Genomic DNA, 17,647 nt, shown 5'->3' with positions numbered 1-17,647 from the left:
ATGTATTAACAACTTACAATAGTGCAATAATTAGTCAAGTGGTTAAGAGGAATTTAGTTGAGATAAACCTCATTAATCTCAGTCCTAAATGTCCCACCTCTTATTTAACGGCTTCTAAAGCCACTTAACATTTAAACCTATCTAGCATCAGTTCATCTAATTAAGTTTTCATAGCCATTATGTATCCGTAACATGTCTTCAGGTTTTAGACAAAATTACACTTTTTCGATTAAGTGGAAGTGCAAATATTTATCAATAATGCCTTCCAAAATATTTGTTTAAGCTACACTCGTAAGTGAGGGATTTCCTCTTAATTGAAAGGATAACGATTATGGCTCTTAAACCTGGACCGAAACCAATTGCTGATTCAACTGGCAAACCTGATAAACGTAGACGTGATAATAAAAATACTCCAGGGAACACCCCAGGATTAAAACCTAGTAAATCATCAAAGAAATAGGTCAGAATTGAGATTAAAGCTATCTTCACGGTAGCTTTAATTTAACGTAAATACACCTCAGTGATTTCAGGTCTAAAATGCCCCATCTCTTGTGAAACGGTCTCTAAGGCCGTTTTATATTTAAAACCTAGTGTATGAAGCTCAACCATTCTTTCTTGAGCATAACTATGCCTGAGGCCGTGTGCGCCAGTTGAAAAGAGTAGGGTGCGGTTAGAGGCTTTAGAAAAAGAATCAGACCATTTTTTTCCACCACCAATATCATAATGCTGCAAATAGTTAATTTCTCTATCGGTGACTGTGATAGGTTGCTTGAGCTTTTTAGCTTCTAATTGATTAACAAGATGGTTTGGTATTAATACATGGCGTATCAAGCCGCCTTTACCTGCTACAGTGTATAGCTCACCACTTCGGCCCTGCCATTTCGAATCTAGGGCTGGGCGGTTATTTGGCGGTCTTTCACTTGCTTTAGAGAGTGTTAATAGTTCATGGGCTCTCAAGCCTGCGGCGTAAGCAAGTTGTGTTGCTAGTTCGTGTTTAACAGTTTGTCGTTGAGAGATGGCGTTAGCTTGTTCAGCTGTGTATGCACGCGAGCGTTTTATTTCTTCTAATAACGACTTTACTCTGTAAAGAGTCTGTTTTGGTTGTAATTTGCCATTGAATTGCATCATCGCTTGTATTGCTTGGCGTTCCATATCCAAGGCTTTCTGACCAACAATCTCAGCCCTGTAATCGAGGTACATGCGTGCTTGCTCTGTACTCATAGCCTGAATGCCATTAATGCCGATGTCCTTGGACCAGCTGGCAACCGTCTTAAGTGACTGCATATAGTTTCTGGCAGTACCTAGAGACTTTATACGCTTTGTTTTAGTTAGTCCTTTGATAACGTTTTTGGCTTGCGTTTCAGCTTTGGCAAATTTAGGCATTCTTATCAATCCACCGTTTTACAGTTGTCCAATGCACTTTCACCCCTCGTTTAGCTAGCCAAAGTTGAAGGTCAGATTTTGTAGTCCCATTTTCATAAAACTTCCTGAGCTGGTACTGGTATTTGTCGAGCTTTGAAGGTTTATGCCGTTTTTTAGTACGTAGCTTTTTTAGCTCATTTAATTGTTCGATTTCTTTATTCAGATCAAAAGTCATGTCTATCTCCAAGGTTGTAAGATTAACTGGCAACTTAGTTACTCAGCGACACTGAAGCCTATTCGCCCCTGTTTTTCGCACATGCGAAAGGCTCGGACCGATCTCGCCTTAATGAATTTCCTCTTTACGTGAAAAACGGCAGCAGAAAGCGCCGATATAACGCCTTAAATGTGGCGTGAGACATGACTATTAAATTGAAATGAGTGAGGGTTCTCACTACGTGTTGTCGGCAGCTGAACAGCGCCGTTTTTGGTAAATGCCTAATAGGCTATTTCAGTATTAGGTTAGCGTTAAAATTGATTCTGTGCAATCTGCAAATAAAAACCTGCGCATAAGGTATGAAAAACCAAGCCCCCCGCTATGAAGCGAGCGATTTATCGCTTCGACATAGCGGGGGCGTAGCCCCTTTTAAAAGAGGAGGCATTTGCTCATGATGCCTCAGTTAAAAAGGGCTTGGTTTTATGAAGTTTAATCTATGGCATATACTCAATAAGGTCCTAGATTATAAGAGATTAGGAGGTTTATATGGGTCCATTGATAGTGAGTAATATACTCATCATTAGCCTAGTTATATTTTTCGCAGTCCTGTTTTATAGAAACAGGCAAGCCATAGTTAAAAGGAAAAGAAAATAAAATGAACCATCATAGCTCTATACACTGTGAGTCAGAAACGACAGCCAGCAGCAGAACTAGAAAAGTGTCAAATAGTCGGCTTAGAAAGCTTACGGAGGAGTTAACTGAAACTCGACTTGAAAAGTACATCGCTTTGGCGTTCCTCGAAAAGTTAATTTGGGAGCATGAGGATCAAAGTATTAAGCTAGCAGCATTAGAATATTGGTTTAGATTGGTAGGTGAGGGATAGCAAGTTAATAGTTAAAGGATAAAAAAGTTTTTAGAGGTAAAGCTACTCTTTAAAACAGCTCTTGAAAGTTCACGTTTCATCATTTATATTCATTTGAACGCACATTAAGTGCGTTCCTGCGAAGGGAGTCACTTAGGTGACATTAAAAACAGGCGCCTTCAGGCTGCCTTCAATACGTAACGAGGAAACTTATGAAACCACTTTAATGTGGTGATGTCTTGCGCATCCATAACGCCCTTCGCTTTCATTTACGTATTGGAGAGCGAACATGCCATCATCAGAAATCTTATCAATTAAAGACCTATCAGAGCTTTTACACCTATCTACAGGCACAATTAATAATCGCCTTAGCGCCCAGCGTAAGGCTATTGAGTCTGGAAAAGATGCCAACCTTTATCAAGTACAGCGTTTAGCACCACCTTCAATTAAATTGGGACGAGTTCGCCTATTTAAGCGCGAAACAGTTGAGCAATGGCTTGCTCGATTTGAAGGAGTGAAGATGTAATAAAGGCGAAAGGGGCAGCTTGACCGGCCACACCCCAACCGCACTTTGCATCTTCAAATTATATGCTTGCCTTAATAGAAAGGCCACCTTTGTTGTGGCCAGAGTACGCTATTACCTATCCAAAAGACTTTTTTGAATTGGTAGATTTTCATTCACCTAAATATGTAAGGAGCTTATTTAGCCATAATCATGAATCCAAAACCAAAACTTTTCTGTTGGGGAATAGTAAGTCTAAAAGAGTTACTGATTTAAAAACTTTTAAGTGTAAAACAAGTCGATTCGTACAAGGAATATTGAATCGAGAGAGTGAGGCAGTGAATATCTATTTTAGTCCAAATGAATTTTTTAATTGGCCTCGAGATAAGGGCTTAGCCCTGTTTAGAGCTAACTGGCTCGATATAGATATTACAGAAAAACTTGATGTACCAATTGTTCGTAGCGTTGAGAAAAGAGTGATTAAGGAAGTGTTACAACAGGTTGAAGCTAGTTTGTTGCCGCCACCTACCGGTTATGTGTGCTCTGGCTCTGGTGGGCTTCATTTATATTGGATATATGATCCCGTAGATGCAAATAATGTAAATAAAGAGCTCTGGAAGAAAATAGCTAATACGCTTGTGGAGCAATTAATCAGTAAAGATGGCTTATGGTTTGTTGATAAGATGGCTTCAAAACGGGCTTATGGAAATCTACGAATACCTGGTTCAGTACATGGAAGAACCGGAATGCAAGCAAGGTATTTTGGTGGCGGTTTTAAGTATAAATTTGATGAGTTGATTAATTATCTGAATTTGGGAAAGCTTTATAATGAGCTAAAACTAAAGCAAGAGGAAAAGCGCGTAATTGAACTACCATTTAAGCCTCAAGCTAAAAGAGGGAATTCAAAAACGCCAAGGCGTTACGGACATAATATTAAAGAGTGGTGGTTAAAGTGTATCAACACGATTCAAAATCATTTTTATAAGCAAGGATCTGTGCCAAAGGGTAAACGGGACAAAGCCGCATTCATTTTGTTTGTTGCTTTTCAGCACCTGAATAAAAACACTGCATTTGAAAAGCTAACAAAAATAAATGATGAGTTAATTGGCTTATCAACGGAAGAGTTGATTAACTTGACTAAAACAGCAAAAACTACCCACTACAAATACAAAAAAGAAACATTAGCTGATTACATGGAGGACCTACTTGGGTTGAGTCCTGAGTATTTAAATACAAAACCTAAAGCTAAATTATCAAAGGCTGAAATCAAGGAAAGGCAAAAAAAAGCAGCTACAGAGACTGCGGTTAAAAAGCGAAGTAATTCACAGCAGCTTGTTAAGAAAACAGTTAAGAAAATAACCAAAGAAACAGGGAAAAAACCAACTCAAAAGGAAGTTGTTTTTAGATCAGGCCTGAGCCTAACAACAGTCAAAAGGTATTGGAGTAATCTTAAATAGTTTTGCTTATTTGAAATGAAAACTTATAGTGTCCTTTGATAGTTAAAATAAAAAGGTTTATTTAAATGGATATAGAGATGAAGGACAACTTTGACCTACTTTTTTACATAAAACGTGAATTGCTTACATTAATACAAGGGTGTTTGATTGCAATATTTTTCTTATCTGTAACTGCTGCTGGAAGCTATTCAAGTTATGAAGGTGAGAAGTACATACACTTATTTGAGGCTTTATTGGGGTTTGATTATCTATTAATGGGAACAATTGGCTACACGTTTTTTCTAAGTGTTGTTTTAATTAAGCATGAAGCTAAAGCTGATATCTATAGAAGTAAAGTTTTTTGGTATGCTAAAAATCTATTACTTTTTCCGGTGATTGGGTTTATTGCGCCCGCTTTGGTTTTTACAGTTATTAATTTATTTTATCACTTTTTAGTATCTGATAATTTAGATGAGATTGCTTTAACTCATTGGCCATTAGTTATAGCTGGTATGGTAGCAGCTTATATTTTTCTTATTTGCTTGCCTTCATTTATTAACTGGTTAGGTATCAAGCCATCAGAAAGTAGCGCTGGATTTGCTATTATGGGGGCATGTATCTTGTTAGTTATATTTATTACGGAAAAGCTATTCTTTGGTTCAATCTATTCATTTTACATATTTATATTTTTTATTTTCATCCTTTTAGGATGTATTTTTTATCTTATTAGACGTAGAAGGTAGTTTAAATTACTGAATTTTTATGGTGCCATTAGCTCTATTCCTATATATCCCCCCCAATCAGAATCAGAAAGTAGAAAATAAATCAGGTTAAAAAGGGTGCGATAAATGTGCGATAAATATTTAGAAAGGCTAATTTAATCGTGCGATAAAGAAGTGAGGTTTATTTATAACTAATTGAAATTAAAAGTAGTTAAATGGTCGGTATGGAGAGATTCGAACTCTCGACCCCTGCCACCCCATGACAGTGCGCTACCAAGCTGCGCCACATACCGACTTCGATAGCAATAGTACGTGTATTTATAAAAAAATCAATAAGCTTTTGTTTGTTTGGATGTTTATTGCGCAAACGCTTAGTTTTAAGCGCTTGCGCAGGAGACTCTTTACGGCCCTAGTCTTTATTTAACCACTGGTTGATCGTGTTATACATTTCATCTCGTAGTATTGGTTGGGCAGTTTTGTTAGGGTGTAAGTTATCGTTTTGCATTAGCTCGTTTTTTCCTGCTACTTTAAGCACAAAAAACGGCATTAAATGCGAGTTAGTGGCTTCACTAACACTGGTAAAGCTATCGGTGAACATTTTACTGTAACGTGGGCCATAGTTAGGTGGAATATATATTTCCATAAGTGCGGTTTGTGCATCTGCAGCTTGGCTTTTTTCAATTAAAGCGGTTAAGTTAGTTTGCATTTTAGTGATTGGAAAACCGCGCAGGCCGTCATTAGCACCGAGCTCAATAAGTACGTGAGTTGGTTGATATTGCTCAAGTAGCGCGTCTAATCGGCGCAATGCACCGCCGGTGGTTTCGCCGCTAATACTGGCATTAACTAAGTTGATATTGCGTTGCTCGTCATCGTATTTATCTTGTAACAATTGCACCCAGCCTTGTTCTTGTTTTAAGCCATAGGCTGCGCTTAAACTGTCACCAAGTATTAAAATCGTGTTGTTAGCAGCCGCGTGTAGTGGGTTAATAACTAAAAATAAAATGAATACACAACGTAGGATTGAATGAGTCATATGTCAGCGCTTTCTCAATTAAATATAATTCAAGTAAATGGTTTGTCTAAAGTGGTTTCCACCTTTGAAGGTGAGTTGTCCATCCTCAGCGACATCAGCTTTAATGTCAAGCATGGCGAGTCTGTTGCCGTAGTGGGCACGTCGGGCTCTGGTAAATCTACATTATTGAGCTTGCTAGCAGGGCTTGATACCGCCAGCAGTGGCGAGGTAATGTTAGATGGTGAGCCTTTGCACAAGTTAGATGAAGAAGCGCGTGCAGCACTGAGAGCCGCTAAAGTCGGTTTTGTATTTCAGTCTTTTATGTTGGTGCAAAGTTTAACCGCACTTGAGAATGTGATGCTGCCTGCTGAGCTTGCTGGCGAACATGACGCTAAAGAGCAGGCGCTCGCGTTACTTGAAAAAGTTGGCTTGAGCCATCGCATTGATCATTACCCGTCGCAGTTATCTGGTGGTGAGCAACAACGAGTTGCGATTGCTCGTGCATTTGTGGGTTCGCCTAAAATACTGTTTGCCGACGAGCCATCAGCTAACCTAGATAGCAAAAATGGCCATATGATTGAGTCGTTATTATTTGATTTAAATAAGCAAAATGGCACAACGCTTATCTTAGTGACCCACGATGAAGCACTGGCGCAAAAGTGTGAACGTATTATTCAGATTGAAGCCGGTGAGCTGGTACATAATTCAACTGAGGAAATGGCAAATGTGGGCTAAATTAGCACTTAAACTATTTTCTCGAGAGTTTCGCCGTGGTGAACTAACCGTTATAAGTGCAGCCATTGCTTTAGCGGTGTTAACGGTGCTTACTTTATCTATGGTGACCGAGCGAATTGCACAAAGTATTGCGCAAAAAAGTAGTGCCTTTATTGCGGCCGATAGGGTGTTGGCCAGCAACCATGCCATAGATACCGCTTATATTACTCAAGCCAAACAGCAAAACCTCAAAACAGCGCAAATGGTGTACTTTGACACAATGCTGTTTGCAAACGATGAAATGCAATTTAGCTCAGTAAAAGCTGCGTCAAACAGTTACCCGCTTAAAGGCCAGTTAAAGGTTAAGTCGGGCTTAAACGCCGAAACAGAAGTTGCCCCGGGTGCACCAACCCCCGGTAACGTGTGGTTAAGTGAATCGGTTTTTTATAGTTTAAATATAAACGTAGGCGACCAAGTTGAGCTAGGTGCCGCGTTATTCAATGTGGAAAAGGTGATTGTTGAAGAACCCGATGCGCCGTTTAATGTGTTCTCTAGCAGCCGCAGGGTACTTATTAATATTGACGACGTACCAAAAACTGAAGTAATACAGCCCGGTAGCCGTGTATTTTACCGCCAGTTGTATGCAGGTGATGAAAGCGACATAAATAGTTTTTACGATTGGCTAAAACCGCAACTTAAAGAAAACCAAAATTGGTATGGTGTTAAAGACCGTCAATCGCCTATTTCAAATAGCTTAAATAGAGCTGAAAGCTTTTTGTTATTAGCCGGTTTGCTAGGGATTATTTTAGCCGCGGTTGCTATTGCTGTATCGGCTAAGCGCTATTGTGAGCGTCAATACGACCCAGTCGCAATGATGAAAACCTTAGGTGGCAGCCGCGATATGATCCGTAAAATTTACCTTATGCACTTATTAATGGTATGTACTATGGCGGTGGTTGTTGGCCTAGCTATTGGCTATGGCTTGCAAGAGGTGGCTACCGGTTATTTAGCTAAAAGTATGGGCACTGAACTGCCCATGGCTGGTTTTAAACCTTGGCTGGTGGCGATTAGCACAGGGGTTATTTGTGCGGTTATGTTCTCTATTAAGCCACTGTTAGATTTATTTGATATTCCACCGCTTAGAGTACTTCGCCGTAACTTAGGTGATCGCCTTGCGGTAAGTAAAATTCATTTAGGGCTAAGTGCACTCACCGTGTTTTTATTAATGTGGTTATTTAGTAATAACATAAAAATTACGCTTATTTTGTTTGTCTCAACGCTTGCGCTTATTTTGGTGTTATTTTTAATCTCTAAGTTAATATTTGGCGGTGGCCGCAAGCTTGGCTTAAAGCCGGGTAACAGCTGGTCTTTGGCTATTGCGTCTATTCAAAAGCGCGCCAATGTTAATGCAGTGCAGTTAATTAGCTTTTCGTTAGCGATTAAATTACTGTTATTTTTAATTGTGCTTAAAAACGATATTATTTCTGATTGGCAGTCACAATTACCAAGTGATGCACCTAATGCTTTTTTAGTGAATATTACGCAAAATGAACTGGACCCAGTAAATGAATATTTAGCACAAAAAGGCATTCAGGTGTCGGAGTTTTACCCGACTATTCGTGGTCGCGTAAATGCCGTCAACGGTGAAGCGGTTGCGCGTGAAGTGTCACTGCAAGATAACGAGAAAAAAGACGAAGAAGCCCGCTCAGGTATTGGGCGCGAGCTCAATTTAACCTGGCTTGACGAAGTCCCTTCGCAAAATGACATTATCGATGGCCAGTGGTTTGGCGATGACGCCGTTGCCGAGGCCTCACTGGAAGAGTCGATGATGCAGCGCCTCGATGTTAAATTAGGCGATACTCTTACATTTTTAATCGGTGCGCAGTCGTTTGATGCTAAAATAACCAGTGTGCGAAAAGTAAATTGGGCCACACTCAAGCCTAACTTTTTTATTATTTTAAGCCCAGATGTACTTAGCGACTTTCCGGCAACCTATATTTCATCGGTACGCATTGAACCTGAGCAAAAGCGCGACTTTAGCCAGTTATTACGTTCATACCCCACTATTACAGCAATTGATGTAGATAATTTTGTTAAGCAAATACAGTCGACTATTGAGCAAGTGTCGTTAGCCATTGGTTTTGTATTGGCTATTGTGGTGTTATGTGGTGCGTTGGTACTAATATCGCAGGTGCAAGCAAGCTTAGGTGAGCGCATGCAAGAAATTGTGATATTGCGTACATTAGGCGCTAAAAGTCGATTAATAAAAAATGCTACTTTGTATGAGTTTTTACTGCTTGGCGGTTTAGCCGGACTGGTAGCTGCATTTTTCAGCGATATTGCACTGTTAATAGTGCAGCAGCAAATGTTTGATTTGGCTGGTAAGCTGCATCCAAATATTTGGATTATTGGCCCCGTTGCTGGTGGCGTGTTTGTAGCAGGTTTAGGTTATTTTATGATTGCCCGTACGCTCAAACAAAACACCCAAGGCTTAGTGCGCGCATTGGCGTAAACTTTTTGGCCAAATAGAGTTTAAATGCCTACTTTTTAAGTAGGCATTTTTGTTTTGGCTTGGTACTGGTAATTTATACAGTGCTCTGGCATTATTAGCATTATTAATAAATAACAATAATGAGAGTGCTGTTTGGCCATTATTTTAGGGATCGATCCGGGCTCGCGTATAACGGGTTACGGTGTGGTTGCGCACCAAGGTGCTAAGTTTACATACTTAGGCAGTGGCTGTATTAAATTAGCCGATCATGACTTTCCCACCCGACTTAAAATGATATACCAAGGTATTACACAGCTTATAGAGCAGTTTTCGCCTGAAACCTTTGCCATAGAAAAAGTATTTATGGCACATAACCCCGATTCTGCTTTAAAGCTTGGGCAAGCCCGTGGTGCTGCCATTGTGGGGGCCTCTATGGCCGACTTACCGGTGTTTGAATACTCTGCACGGCAAATAAAGCAAGCCGTGGTGGGTAACGGTGGAGCAGATAAATCGCAAGTGCAACATATGGTTAAAAATATACTTAAACTGCCAGGTACGCCGCAAGCCGATGCAGCAGATGCACTCGCGATTGCAATTTGCCATGCTCACTCTGAACAAAATTTAATAAAACTAGCGGGTAGCGCAAGCAAAACCGTTAGAGGACGTCTAAGGAAATAACAATGATAGGTCGCTTAAACGGCGTGTTAGTTGAAAAACAGCCCCCAGAAATATTATTAGAAGTGAGTGGCGTTGGCTACGAAGTACAAATGCCAATGACCTGTTTTTATGATTTACCCAAAGTGGGCGACAACGCCATTGTGTACACTCACTTTGTAGTACGCGAAGACGCACAGTTATTGTTTGGCTTTAATAATAAAACCGAACGAGCCTTATTTCGAGAGCTGTTAAAAGCCAATGGCGTAGGACCTAAGTTGGGTTTAGCTATTTTGTCGGGTATGTCGGCGCAGCAGTTTGTAAGTTGCGTAAATAATGAAGACGCTACCGCCTTGGTTAAACTGCCAGGGGTAGGTAAAAAAACCGCCGAGCGCTTAGTGCTCGAAATGAAAGACCGATTAAAGAATTGGGGCAACGACTTATTTACCCCAGTTAGCGACAGCGCCGTAATAGAGCCTGCGAGCGATGCAACTATAGCTAATAATGCGGCCGATGATGCGGTTTCGGCGTTAGTGGCGCTCGGTTATAAATTGCCACAAGCGCAAAAAGCAGTAAAATCAGTAAGCAAACCCGATATGTCGACTGAGGTTCTAATTAAAGAATCTTTGAAATCAATGCTGTGAGTAAATTATGATCGAAGCTGATCGCTTAATAGATGCTGCTGAAAAAACCAATGAAGACACCATAGATCGTGCTATTAGGCCTAAGTTACTGGCCGATTATCGTGGTCAGCCGCATGTTAAGCAACAAATGGAAATATTTATTGAAGCTGCGCGTAGCCGCAGCGAAGCGTTGGATCATTTATTAATATTTGGCCCGCCAGGCTTAGGTAAAACAACGCTTGCTAATATTGTAGCCAACGAATTAAATGTAAACATTAAAACCACCTCTGGCCCTGTGCTTGAAAAAGCTGGCGATTTAGCTGCATTGCTTACTAATCTTGAAGAAGGTGATGTACTGTTTATTGATGAAATTCACCGCTTAAGCCCACAAGTAGAAGAAATACTTTACCCTGCAATGGAAGATTACCAGCTCGATATAATGATAGGTGAGGGGCCTGCAGCACGCTCTATTAAGCTTGATTTACCTGCATTTACCTTAATTGGCGCAACCACGCGTGCGGGCTCATTAACCTCACCACTGCGTGACCGCTTTGGTATTGTACAGCGTTTAGAGTTTTATTCTGTTGAGGATTTGTCGCATATAGTGGGGCGCTCAGCGCATTACCTTGATTTAGAAATGTGTGACGATGGCGCAGCTGAAATTGCCAAGCGCTCTCGTGGCACACCGCGTATAGCAAACCGTTTATTGCGCCGCGTGCGCGATTACACCCAAGTTAAATCAGATGGTACGGTTAATGCCGAGGTTGCTCAACAAGCCCTCGATATGATTGATGTTGATAAAAGCGGCTTTGATTACATGGACCGTAAATATTTACTCGCCATCATCGAAAAATTTATGGGTGGCCCGGTTGGCCTTGACAACCTAGCCGCTGCCATAGGGGAAGAAAAAGAAACCATAGAAGATGTGATTGAACCGTTTTTAATTCAACAAGGGTTTATTCAGCGCACGCCGCGAGGACGAATTGTGTCGGATAATGCGTATCATCATTTTGGTTTACTTCCCAAGCAAGACTAATTAGCTGCTTGAGATAGATATATTATCCAGAGTTTAGGTTAAATACTAAAGCCATTGTCTTTTTAACGACAGTGGCTTTTTAGTATGAGTAAAGGTTAAATTTAGGCGTATTTTACTTTGCCAATAATTCACAGAGCGTTAAGACATATCAGGCTATTGTTCGACTGCTTATTTAGCCCGAGTTGAGATGGTTTGATAAATTGTGGGCAAAAAAAAGCCCGCAAATAATGCGGGCAAACAACAAGTTTAAGGAAGTAATCTAGGGAACTACGTTTTACTTGTTGAGGTCATACCCCAAGAAGTAAAAAAGTAATACGAAATAAATCATATTACGAAGAACTGGATTCAATGAAATAGCTTTCATTTAATGCACTAGCTCGGTATGGGAGAATAATACCGAAGCGACACAATTTGTTCAAACTAGAAAATTTATATTTTCAGATTAAAAAAACTAATAGCAGCGGTTTTTTGTTTTTGCTTATTGTTGCATGATAATTAATCATTAATTCTATAAGTTAATGAAATGCTTTGTTTATGTATATTAACATATTAACGTTCGGTATTAGTTTTACTATTACGTTAAGGTAAGCATGTGCTGGTTATGAGTGCTTATGCATTAATTTTGAATAAACAGCGCATTTTGTCACTCTTTAGTGAAACTAAGCGCGCTTCCATAAAGCTTTGTTGTTATTTATTTATACAGCAGAACAAGAGTTAAGTAGTAAATATTGAGTAAAGCTGTTTTTTTTAACGTTTTTTGTTGTCTATTCACAGCAATATCGTTGTCAGCAGTAAATACACTAGATACACTAGCAAAACTTTAATGGTGGCTAATGTATTGCTAAGTTACCTTACTCAAATAAATCAATTTGATGTTTTTAATTATTTAGGAGTTTAACGTGGGATCAGGGCTTAATTTTTTAGATCTAATTCTAGAAGCCAGTTTGCTTGTGCAATTAGTAATGCTAGCGTTGGTTGCTATGTCGGTTATGTCATGGGCTATTATTTTTCAACGTAAAAAAGCCATCTCTGACGCCTTAGCAAATGCCAAAAAATTTGAGCAACGTTTTTGGTCTGGTGTTGACCTAAGTAAACTATATAACGAAATCTCTTCTCGCGGTGGCCAGTCTGCTGGTATTGAGGCGTTATTTACCTCAGGCTTTAAAGAGTTTGCACGTCATAAAAAAAATACTTTTCAAAGTGCGGGCATTGTAATGGAAGGCACACACCGTTCAATGCGGGTTGCGCTTTCTCGCGAAATAGAAAAACTAGAATCAAGCCTATCGTTTTTAGCAACGGTCGGTTCAATTAGCCCTTACATCGGCTTATTTGGTACGGTGTGGGGTATTATGAATGCCTTTATTGCCTTAGGTGAGGTAAAGCAAGCGACCTTACAAATGGTTGCTCCTGGTATAGCAGAGGCACTAATTGCTACAGCAATGGGTTTATTTGCGGCTATTCCAGCCGTTATTGCTTACAACCGCTTTGCTAACAAAGTTGAAAAGTTAGAATCTCACTATATTAACTTTATGGAAGAATTTGCCAATATCTTACACCGTCAAGCAGCTACCCAAATAGAGGCTCAAGCGAATGTACCAGCGTAAAAAGCGTCGCCCAGTCGCAGAAATTAATGTAGTACCATACATTGATGTAATGTTGGTGCTGCTTATTATATTTATGGCCACTGCGCCGTTAATTACTCATGGTGTAAAAGTAGACCTGCCAAAAATGGAAGAGTCGGACTTAGTCGATACGAAAGACACGCCACCCATTATTGCTTCTATTGATGCCGATGGTAAGTATTATGTGAGTGTCGGTACCGATCCTGAGGAGCCGATGGAAGCATTAGATGTAGCCGCAGTAATTAAGCTACAACTAATGAAAAACCCAGATGTGCCTGTGATGATCAAAGGCTCGGGTAAAGTGTCGTATCAGGAAGTGTTACTGTTAATGGACTTTTTAAAAAATGCAGGTGTACCGTCGGTAGGATTAATGACCGAATCCTTTGAGGGGACCAAGTAACTGTATGAGTAGTTCATTAATTAAATCAGTATTGCTGCATTTAGCGTTAGGCGGGTTTTTGTATGCATCAGCAAACATTCATCCTCCTAAACCTAAAGTAATGGAAGTGACGCTTAATGCGGCTATTCCTGAACCAGAGAAAGCGGTTTCAGCGGTTACGGTTGATCAAAAGCAAGTTGAGCAAAAAATAGCTGAGCTTAAAAAGAAAGAAGATGATAAAAAGCGTGCTGAAGATAAACGCATTCGAGATTTAGAACGCAGAGCTGCCGATGCACGTAAACAGCGTGAAGCTGAAGCAAGACGCATTAAAAAGCTTGAACAGCAGCGCAAAGCGAAAGAAAAAGAAACCGCAGAGGCGCAAGCACAAGCTAAAAAAGCCCGTGAAATAGAACAACGCGAGCGAGCAAAAGCGAAGCAAGCCGAAAAGCAAAAGCAAGAAGCTGAAAACGCAGCAAAAGCGGCTGCAGATAAACGCAAAGCGGAAGAAGCGGCACTTAAAAAAGCCGAACAAGAGCGTAAAAAGCGCGCTGAAGAAGCAGAACGTAAACGTCAGCAAGCATTGCAAGAACAAATGCTGCAAGAGCAACTTGCCAAAGAGCAGGCGGCACGTAATAAAATACGTCAACAGCAAGTAGTGAGTGAAGTTGATAAATTCCGCGCATTAATTATGGCGCGTATCCAACAAAACTTATTAATTGATGAAAAAATGAAAAACCAGCAATGCCGCATTAATATCCGTCTTGGGTTTAATGGGCTGGTAACACAAGTTAAATCGTTAGGCGGTGATAAGTTAGTGTGTGAGGCTGCATTAAGAGCTGTTCGCATGGCCGACACATTACCGGTATCTAAAGATAAAGACGTATTCGAGCAACTAAAGAATATTAATATAACCATCGCGCCAGAGTTTTAAGGGATGACATGTTTAACAAAATTAAAATAGCCTGTTTAGTTTTAATATTAGGGTTTCAGGGTGTTGCACATGCGGCACTTGAAATTGTTATTACTGAAGGTATTGACGGCGCAAGACCGATTGCGATTGTGCCATTTAAATACCAAGGTATTGGTCCTATTCCACAGCAGCTAAGTGATGTAATTGCTGCCGATTTAATGCGCAGCGGTAAGTTTAAACCTGTGAGTGTGTCTCAAATGCCACAACAACCTCACAAAGATGCTGATATTGATTACGGTGCTTGGGTAAATCAAGGTGTAGAAGCTGTATTGGTTGGTGAAGTAGAGCAGCAAACCAATGGACGCTATTTAGTGCGTTATGAGTTGGTTGATGTTATTCGCGGCCAAATCACTGGCGGTGAAACACAAATGATGAGCAACGGTAAGCTGGTTCAAAGCCAAGACCATATCTTAGAAGCGCGCCAAAGCGTGATCGGTGAAACCGGCTTTCGCCGTTACTCGCACCGCATCAGTGATGTAATTTATGAAAAACTAACCGGTGAAAAGGGCGCGTTTTTAACTAAAATAGCCTATGTTATTGTTCGTGATACTGACGAAAAGCCTTATCAGTTAGTGGTTGCTGACTACGATGGCTTTAATGAACAAGTGTTATTGCGCTCAAAAGAGCCATTAATGTCGCCAGTATGGTCGCCTGATGGTACTAAATTAGCGTATGTAACGTTTGAAAATCGCCAGAGCCAAATTTTTATTCAAGACATTTATACCGGTAAACGTGAACTGATCACCAGCTATAAAGGAATTAACGGTGCGCCGCAGTTCTCGCCAGACGGTAAAAAGCTACTGTTAGTGCTATCAAAAGATAAAACTGGTGCAACTGAGGTTTACTTATTAGACTTACTAACGCGTAAAGAGACCCGATTAACACGCCATCGTAGTATAGATACCGAACCTTCGTGGTACCCAAATGGTCAAGATATAGTATTTACGTCGGAAAGGGGTGGTAATGCTCAGATTTATAAGTTAAATTTAAAAACTGGCAGATCTCAAAGATTAACCTTTGACGGTGACATGAACCTAGCGGGTTCTATTTCACCAGACGGGAAAGAATTAGTGATGGTAAACCGTACTAACGGACAGTATCATCTTGCTAAGAAAGAGTTGGCTACAGGTGCGTTCCAAGTTTTAACTCGAACTCGCCTTGATGAATCGCCGAGCATAGCGCCAAATGGCTCGATGATTATATACAGCACGCTCCATAATAATAAACAGGTACTTGCGCTAGTATCGATGGACGGCCGTTTTAAAGCACGCTTACCTGTGCTTGATGGACAAGTGAAGGCACCGGCTTGGTCGCCATATTTACAGTAATAATTGCTGGTTTACTCAAAATAGGAATCTACTCAATGCAACTTAACAAAATACTTAAAGGCCTGCTAATTGCTGTGCCAGTAATGACACTAGCAGCTTGTAGCTCATCTTCAGATATCGATGAAAATGCAGCCAACCAGTCTAACCAAGCAACTGTTGAGCAAACAACAACTGATACAGTTGAAGTAGCAACAATGACGCCAGAGCAACAAGCTGAAGAGCAACTTCGTCAAAAGTACGAAGCGCTTCGTCAAGAGCAAATCATTTACTTTGGTTTTGACACTGCAACGATTCAAGGTCAATACGGCGAGCTACTTCGTGCACACGCTGAGTTTTTAGTTAAAAATCCTTCTGTTAAAGTATTAATCGAAGGCCACGCAGATGAGCGCGGTACGCCAGAGTACAACATTGCACTTGGTGAGCACCGTGGACAAGCAGTTGAAAAATACCTACAAAGCTTAGGTGTTTCTGCAAGCCAAATGTCAGTAGTTAGCTACGGTGAAGAGAAGCCAATGGTTAAATCTCGCACTGAAGAAGCTTTCGCTAAAAACCGCCGTGCGGTACTAGTTTACTAAGATAAGAGATATTATGAAGCCGAAAATTATTTTGGCAGCCATGATATTGAGCGGGAGCACCCAGTTAATGGCTGCTCCCGCTCCTGTTTCAGAAGCTGCAAGTTCACAGTCGAGCATTGAAAAGCGTTTAGAAACGCTTGAAAAGATGATGCAACAGCGTAATTTCTTACAAGTAGAGTTACAACAACAGCTTAACTTACTGCAAGATGAAGTGAGTCAAATTCGCGGTGTTACCGAAGAGCAAAGCTATAAACTTGAAAAGGTATTGCAGCGCCAGCGCGAGCTTTATCAAGAAATAGAAAACCGTGTTAGCCAAGCATATGCTAAGCCGGCTACTCCAGCGCCTACAACAGACTACACGCAACCAGGTAGCGATCAGAGCTACAGCAGTGATTTATCTGAAAACGAAGCGTACGAGCGTGCTGTTGCGCTTATAATGAAAGATAAGCGCTATGACCAAGCTATTCCAGAATTTCAAGCGTTCTTAACAACGTATCCAAATTCAGTGTACACCTCAAACGCACATTATTGGCTTGGGCAATTATTAACGATTAAAAATGACGGTGTAAAAGCAGCCGAGCATTTCAAAGTAGTTGTTAACGAATTTCCAAACTCAAATAAGCGCCCAGATGCAATGTTAAAGCTTGGTACACTTTTACAAGAGCAAGGGTTAAAGGCTGAAGCGCAAAAAATACTGAATGAGCTAATCAATCAGTACCCAAGTACAACTGCTGCTAAACTAGCCACAGATCGCTTATCAAAATAAATGTTGATGCTTGATTAGACTGCTTTTTGTCATAAGCGGTCTAAATTTGCTCAACTAGACATAAAAACTTAAAAAAAGAGACAATTTCGGTTGCACTCATTTTATAAATAAGTATTATAAGCGCCCGCAGCAAACGAATGGTAACCCCACTCGAAATGCGACAAAAAGAGCGGGTCATTAGCTCAGTTGGTAGAGCAGTGGACTTTTAATCCATTGGTCGATGGTTCAAGTCCATCATGACCCACCATTCTTTACTGAATGGCTATAATCGGCGGATTTACGCAGCCTTACTTTTTATAAGTAAACCAGAGCGGGTCATTAGCTCAGTTGGTAGAGCAGTGGACTTTTAATCCATTGGTCGATGGTTCAAGTCCATCAT

The 17,647-nt window shown here is 40.5% G+C and carries 17 protein-coding genes and 2 tRNA genes; 15 read left to right on the top strand and 4 right to left on the bottom strand.

Features of this window, described 5'->3' with window-relative positions:
- Window positions 1–501: 501 nt before the first annotated feature.
- The gene (locus QL989_RS10205; protein ID WP_290170258.1) at window positions 502–1,383 is read right to left on the bottom strand and encodes a site-specific integrase; all 882 of its coding nucleotides are present in this window, start codon (window positions 1,381–1,383) and stop codon (window positions 502–504) included.
- Entirely contained in the window at window positions 1,376–1,597 is a 222-nt protein-coding gene (locus tag QL989_RS10200; protein ID WP_138764976.1) for a hypothetical protein, read from the bottom strand. The genes QL989_RS10205 and QL989_RS10200 overlap by 8 nt, the downstream gene beginning before the upstream one ends.
- Before the next feature lie 1,130 nt (window positions 1,598–2,727).
- Here QL989_RS10200 and QL989_RS10195 point away from each other — a divergent pair.
- The 3 genes from QL989_RS10195 (at window position 2,728) to QL989_RS10185 (ending at window position 5,119) form a co-directional block, all read left to right on the top strand.
- Complete coding sequence (locus tag QL989_RS10195; protein ID WP_290170254.1) at window positions 2,728–2,964, top strand: hypothetical protein; 237 nt, start codon at window positions 2,728–2,730, stop codon at window positions 2,962–2,964.
- An 89-nt stretch (window positions 2,965–3,053) separates the two neighbouring features.
- On the top strand, window positions 3,054–4,397 hold the full coding sequence (locus QL989_RS10190) for a hypothetical protein (RefSeq protein WP_290170252.1): 1,344 nt from the start codon (window positions 3,054–3,056) through the stop codon (window positions 4,395–4,397).
- A 65-nt stretch (window positions 4,398–4,462) separates the two neighbouring features.
- Window positions 4,463–5,119, top strand: coding sequence for a hypothetical protein (locus QL989_RS10185; protein WP_290170249.1), 657 nt, complete (start codon window positions 4,463–4,465; stop codon window positions 5,117–5,119).
- Between the two features lie 195 nt (window positions 5,120–5,314).
- Here the strand turns inward: QL989_RS10185 and QL989_RS10180 are convergent.
- Window positions 5,315–5,391 (bottom strand) — tRNA-Pro (locus QL989_RS10180).
- A 116-nt stretch (window positions 5,392–5,507) separates the two neighbouring features.
- Window positions 5,508–6,131, bottom strand: coding sequence for an arylesterase (locus QL989_RS10175; RefSeq protein WP_109874852.1), 624 nt, complete (start codon window positions 6,129–6,131; stop codon window positions 5,508–5,510).
- On the opposite strand from QL989_RS10175, the gene QL989_RS10170 reads away from it, so the two are divergent.
- From QL989_RS10170 to QL989_RS10115, 12 genes are all read left to right on the top strand, one after another.
- Window positions 6,132–6,845, top strand: a complete 714-nt coding sequence (locus QL989_RS10170) for an ABC transporter ATP-binding protein (protein WP_010392805.1) — start codon at window positions 6,132–6,134, stop codon at window positions 6,843–6,845.
- Window positions 6,835–9,336 carry an FtsX-like permease family protein gene (locus QL989_RS10165; protein WP_290170246.1) on the top strand — a complete coding sequence of 834 codons (2,502 nt, stop codon included), beginning with the start codon at window positions 6,835–6,837 and terminating at the stop codon, window positions 9,334–9,336. Before QL989_RS10170 ends, QL989_RS10165 begins: the two co-directional genes overlap by 11 nt.
- Window positions 9,337–9,468: 132 nt before the next feature.
- Window positions 9,469–9,993: a crossover junction endodeoxyribonuclease RuvC gene (gene ruvC / locus QL989_RS10160; RefSeq protein WP_290170244.1), complete on the top strand. Its 525-nt coding sequence runs from the start codon at window positions 9,469–9,471 to the stop codon at window positions 9,991–9,993.
- Window positions 9,994–9,995: 2 nt separating this feature from the next.
- Complete coding sequence (gene ruvA / locus QL989_RS10155; protein ID WP_290170242.1) at window positions 9,996–10,613, top strand: Holliday junction branch migration protein RuvA; 618 nt, start codon at window positions 9,996–9,998, stop codon at window positions 10,611–10,613.
- 7 nt (window positions 10,614–10,620) lie between these two features.
- Complete coding sequence (gene ruvB / locus QL989_RS10150) at window positions 10,621–11,628, top strand: Holliday junction branch migration DNA helicase RuvB (protein ID WP_075169409.1); 1,008 nt, start codon at window positions 10,621–10,623, stop codon at window positions 11,626–11,628.
- Window positions 11,629–12,527: 899 nt separating this feature from the next.
- On the top strand, window positions 12,528–13,232 hold the full coding sequence (tolQ, locus tag QL989_RS10145; RefSeq protein ID WP_008114137.1) for a protein TolQ: 705 nt from the start codon (window positions 12,528–12,530) through the stop codon (window positions 13,230–13,232).
- Window positions 13,219–13,650: a protein TolR gene (tolR, locus tag QL989_RS10140; protein WP_008114139.1), complete on the top strand. Its 432-nt coding sequence runs from the start codon at window positions 13,219–13,221 to the stop codon at window positions 13,648–13,650. The genes tolQ and tolR overlap by 14 nt, the downstream gene beginning before the upstream one ends.
- Before the next feature lie 4 nt (window positions 13,651–13,654).
- Window positions 13,655–14,560 (top strand): cell envelope integrity protein TolA, encoded by a 906-nt coding sequence (gene tolA / locus QL989_RS10135; RefSeq protein WP_138608872.1) that lies wholly within the window; start codon window positions 13,655–13,657, stop codon window positions 14,558–14,560.
- Between the two features lie 8 nt (window positions 14,561–14,568).
- Entirely contained in the window at window positions 14,569–15,927 is a 1,359-nt protein-coding gene (tolB, locus tag QL989_RS10130) for a Tol-Pal system beta propeller repeat protein TolB (protein ID WP_075169407.1), read from the top strand.
- A gap of 35 nt (window positions 15,928–15,962) precedes the next feature.
- Complete coding sequence (gene pal / locus QL989_RS10125; RefSeq protein WP_138608874.1) at window positions 15,963–16,502, top strand: peptidoglycan-associated lipoprotein Pal; 540 nt, start codon at window positions 15,963–15,965, stop codon at window positions 16,500–16,502.
- 13 nt (window positions 16,503–16,515) lie between these two features.
- Window positions 16,516–17,268, top strand: coding sequence for a tol-pal system protein YbgF (ybgF, locus tag QL989_RS10120; protein WP_138608876.1), 753 nt, complete (start codon window positions 16,516–16,518; stop codon window positions 17,266–17,268).
- A gap of 171 nt (window positions 17,269–17,439) precedes the next feature.
- Window positions 17,440–17,515 (top strand) — tRNA-Lys (locus QL989_RS10115).
- Window positions 17,516–17,647: the final 132 nt, after the last annotated feature.

Origin of the sequence: Pseudoalteromonas sp. APC 3224, assembly GCF_030407535.1 — a bacterium.
Taxonomy (GTDB): domain Bacteria; phylum Pseudomonadota; class Gammaproteobacteria; order Enterobacterales; family Alteromonadaceae; genus Pseudoalteromonas.
This window is presented reverse-complemented; position numbering and strand designations above follow the sequence as displayed.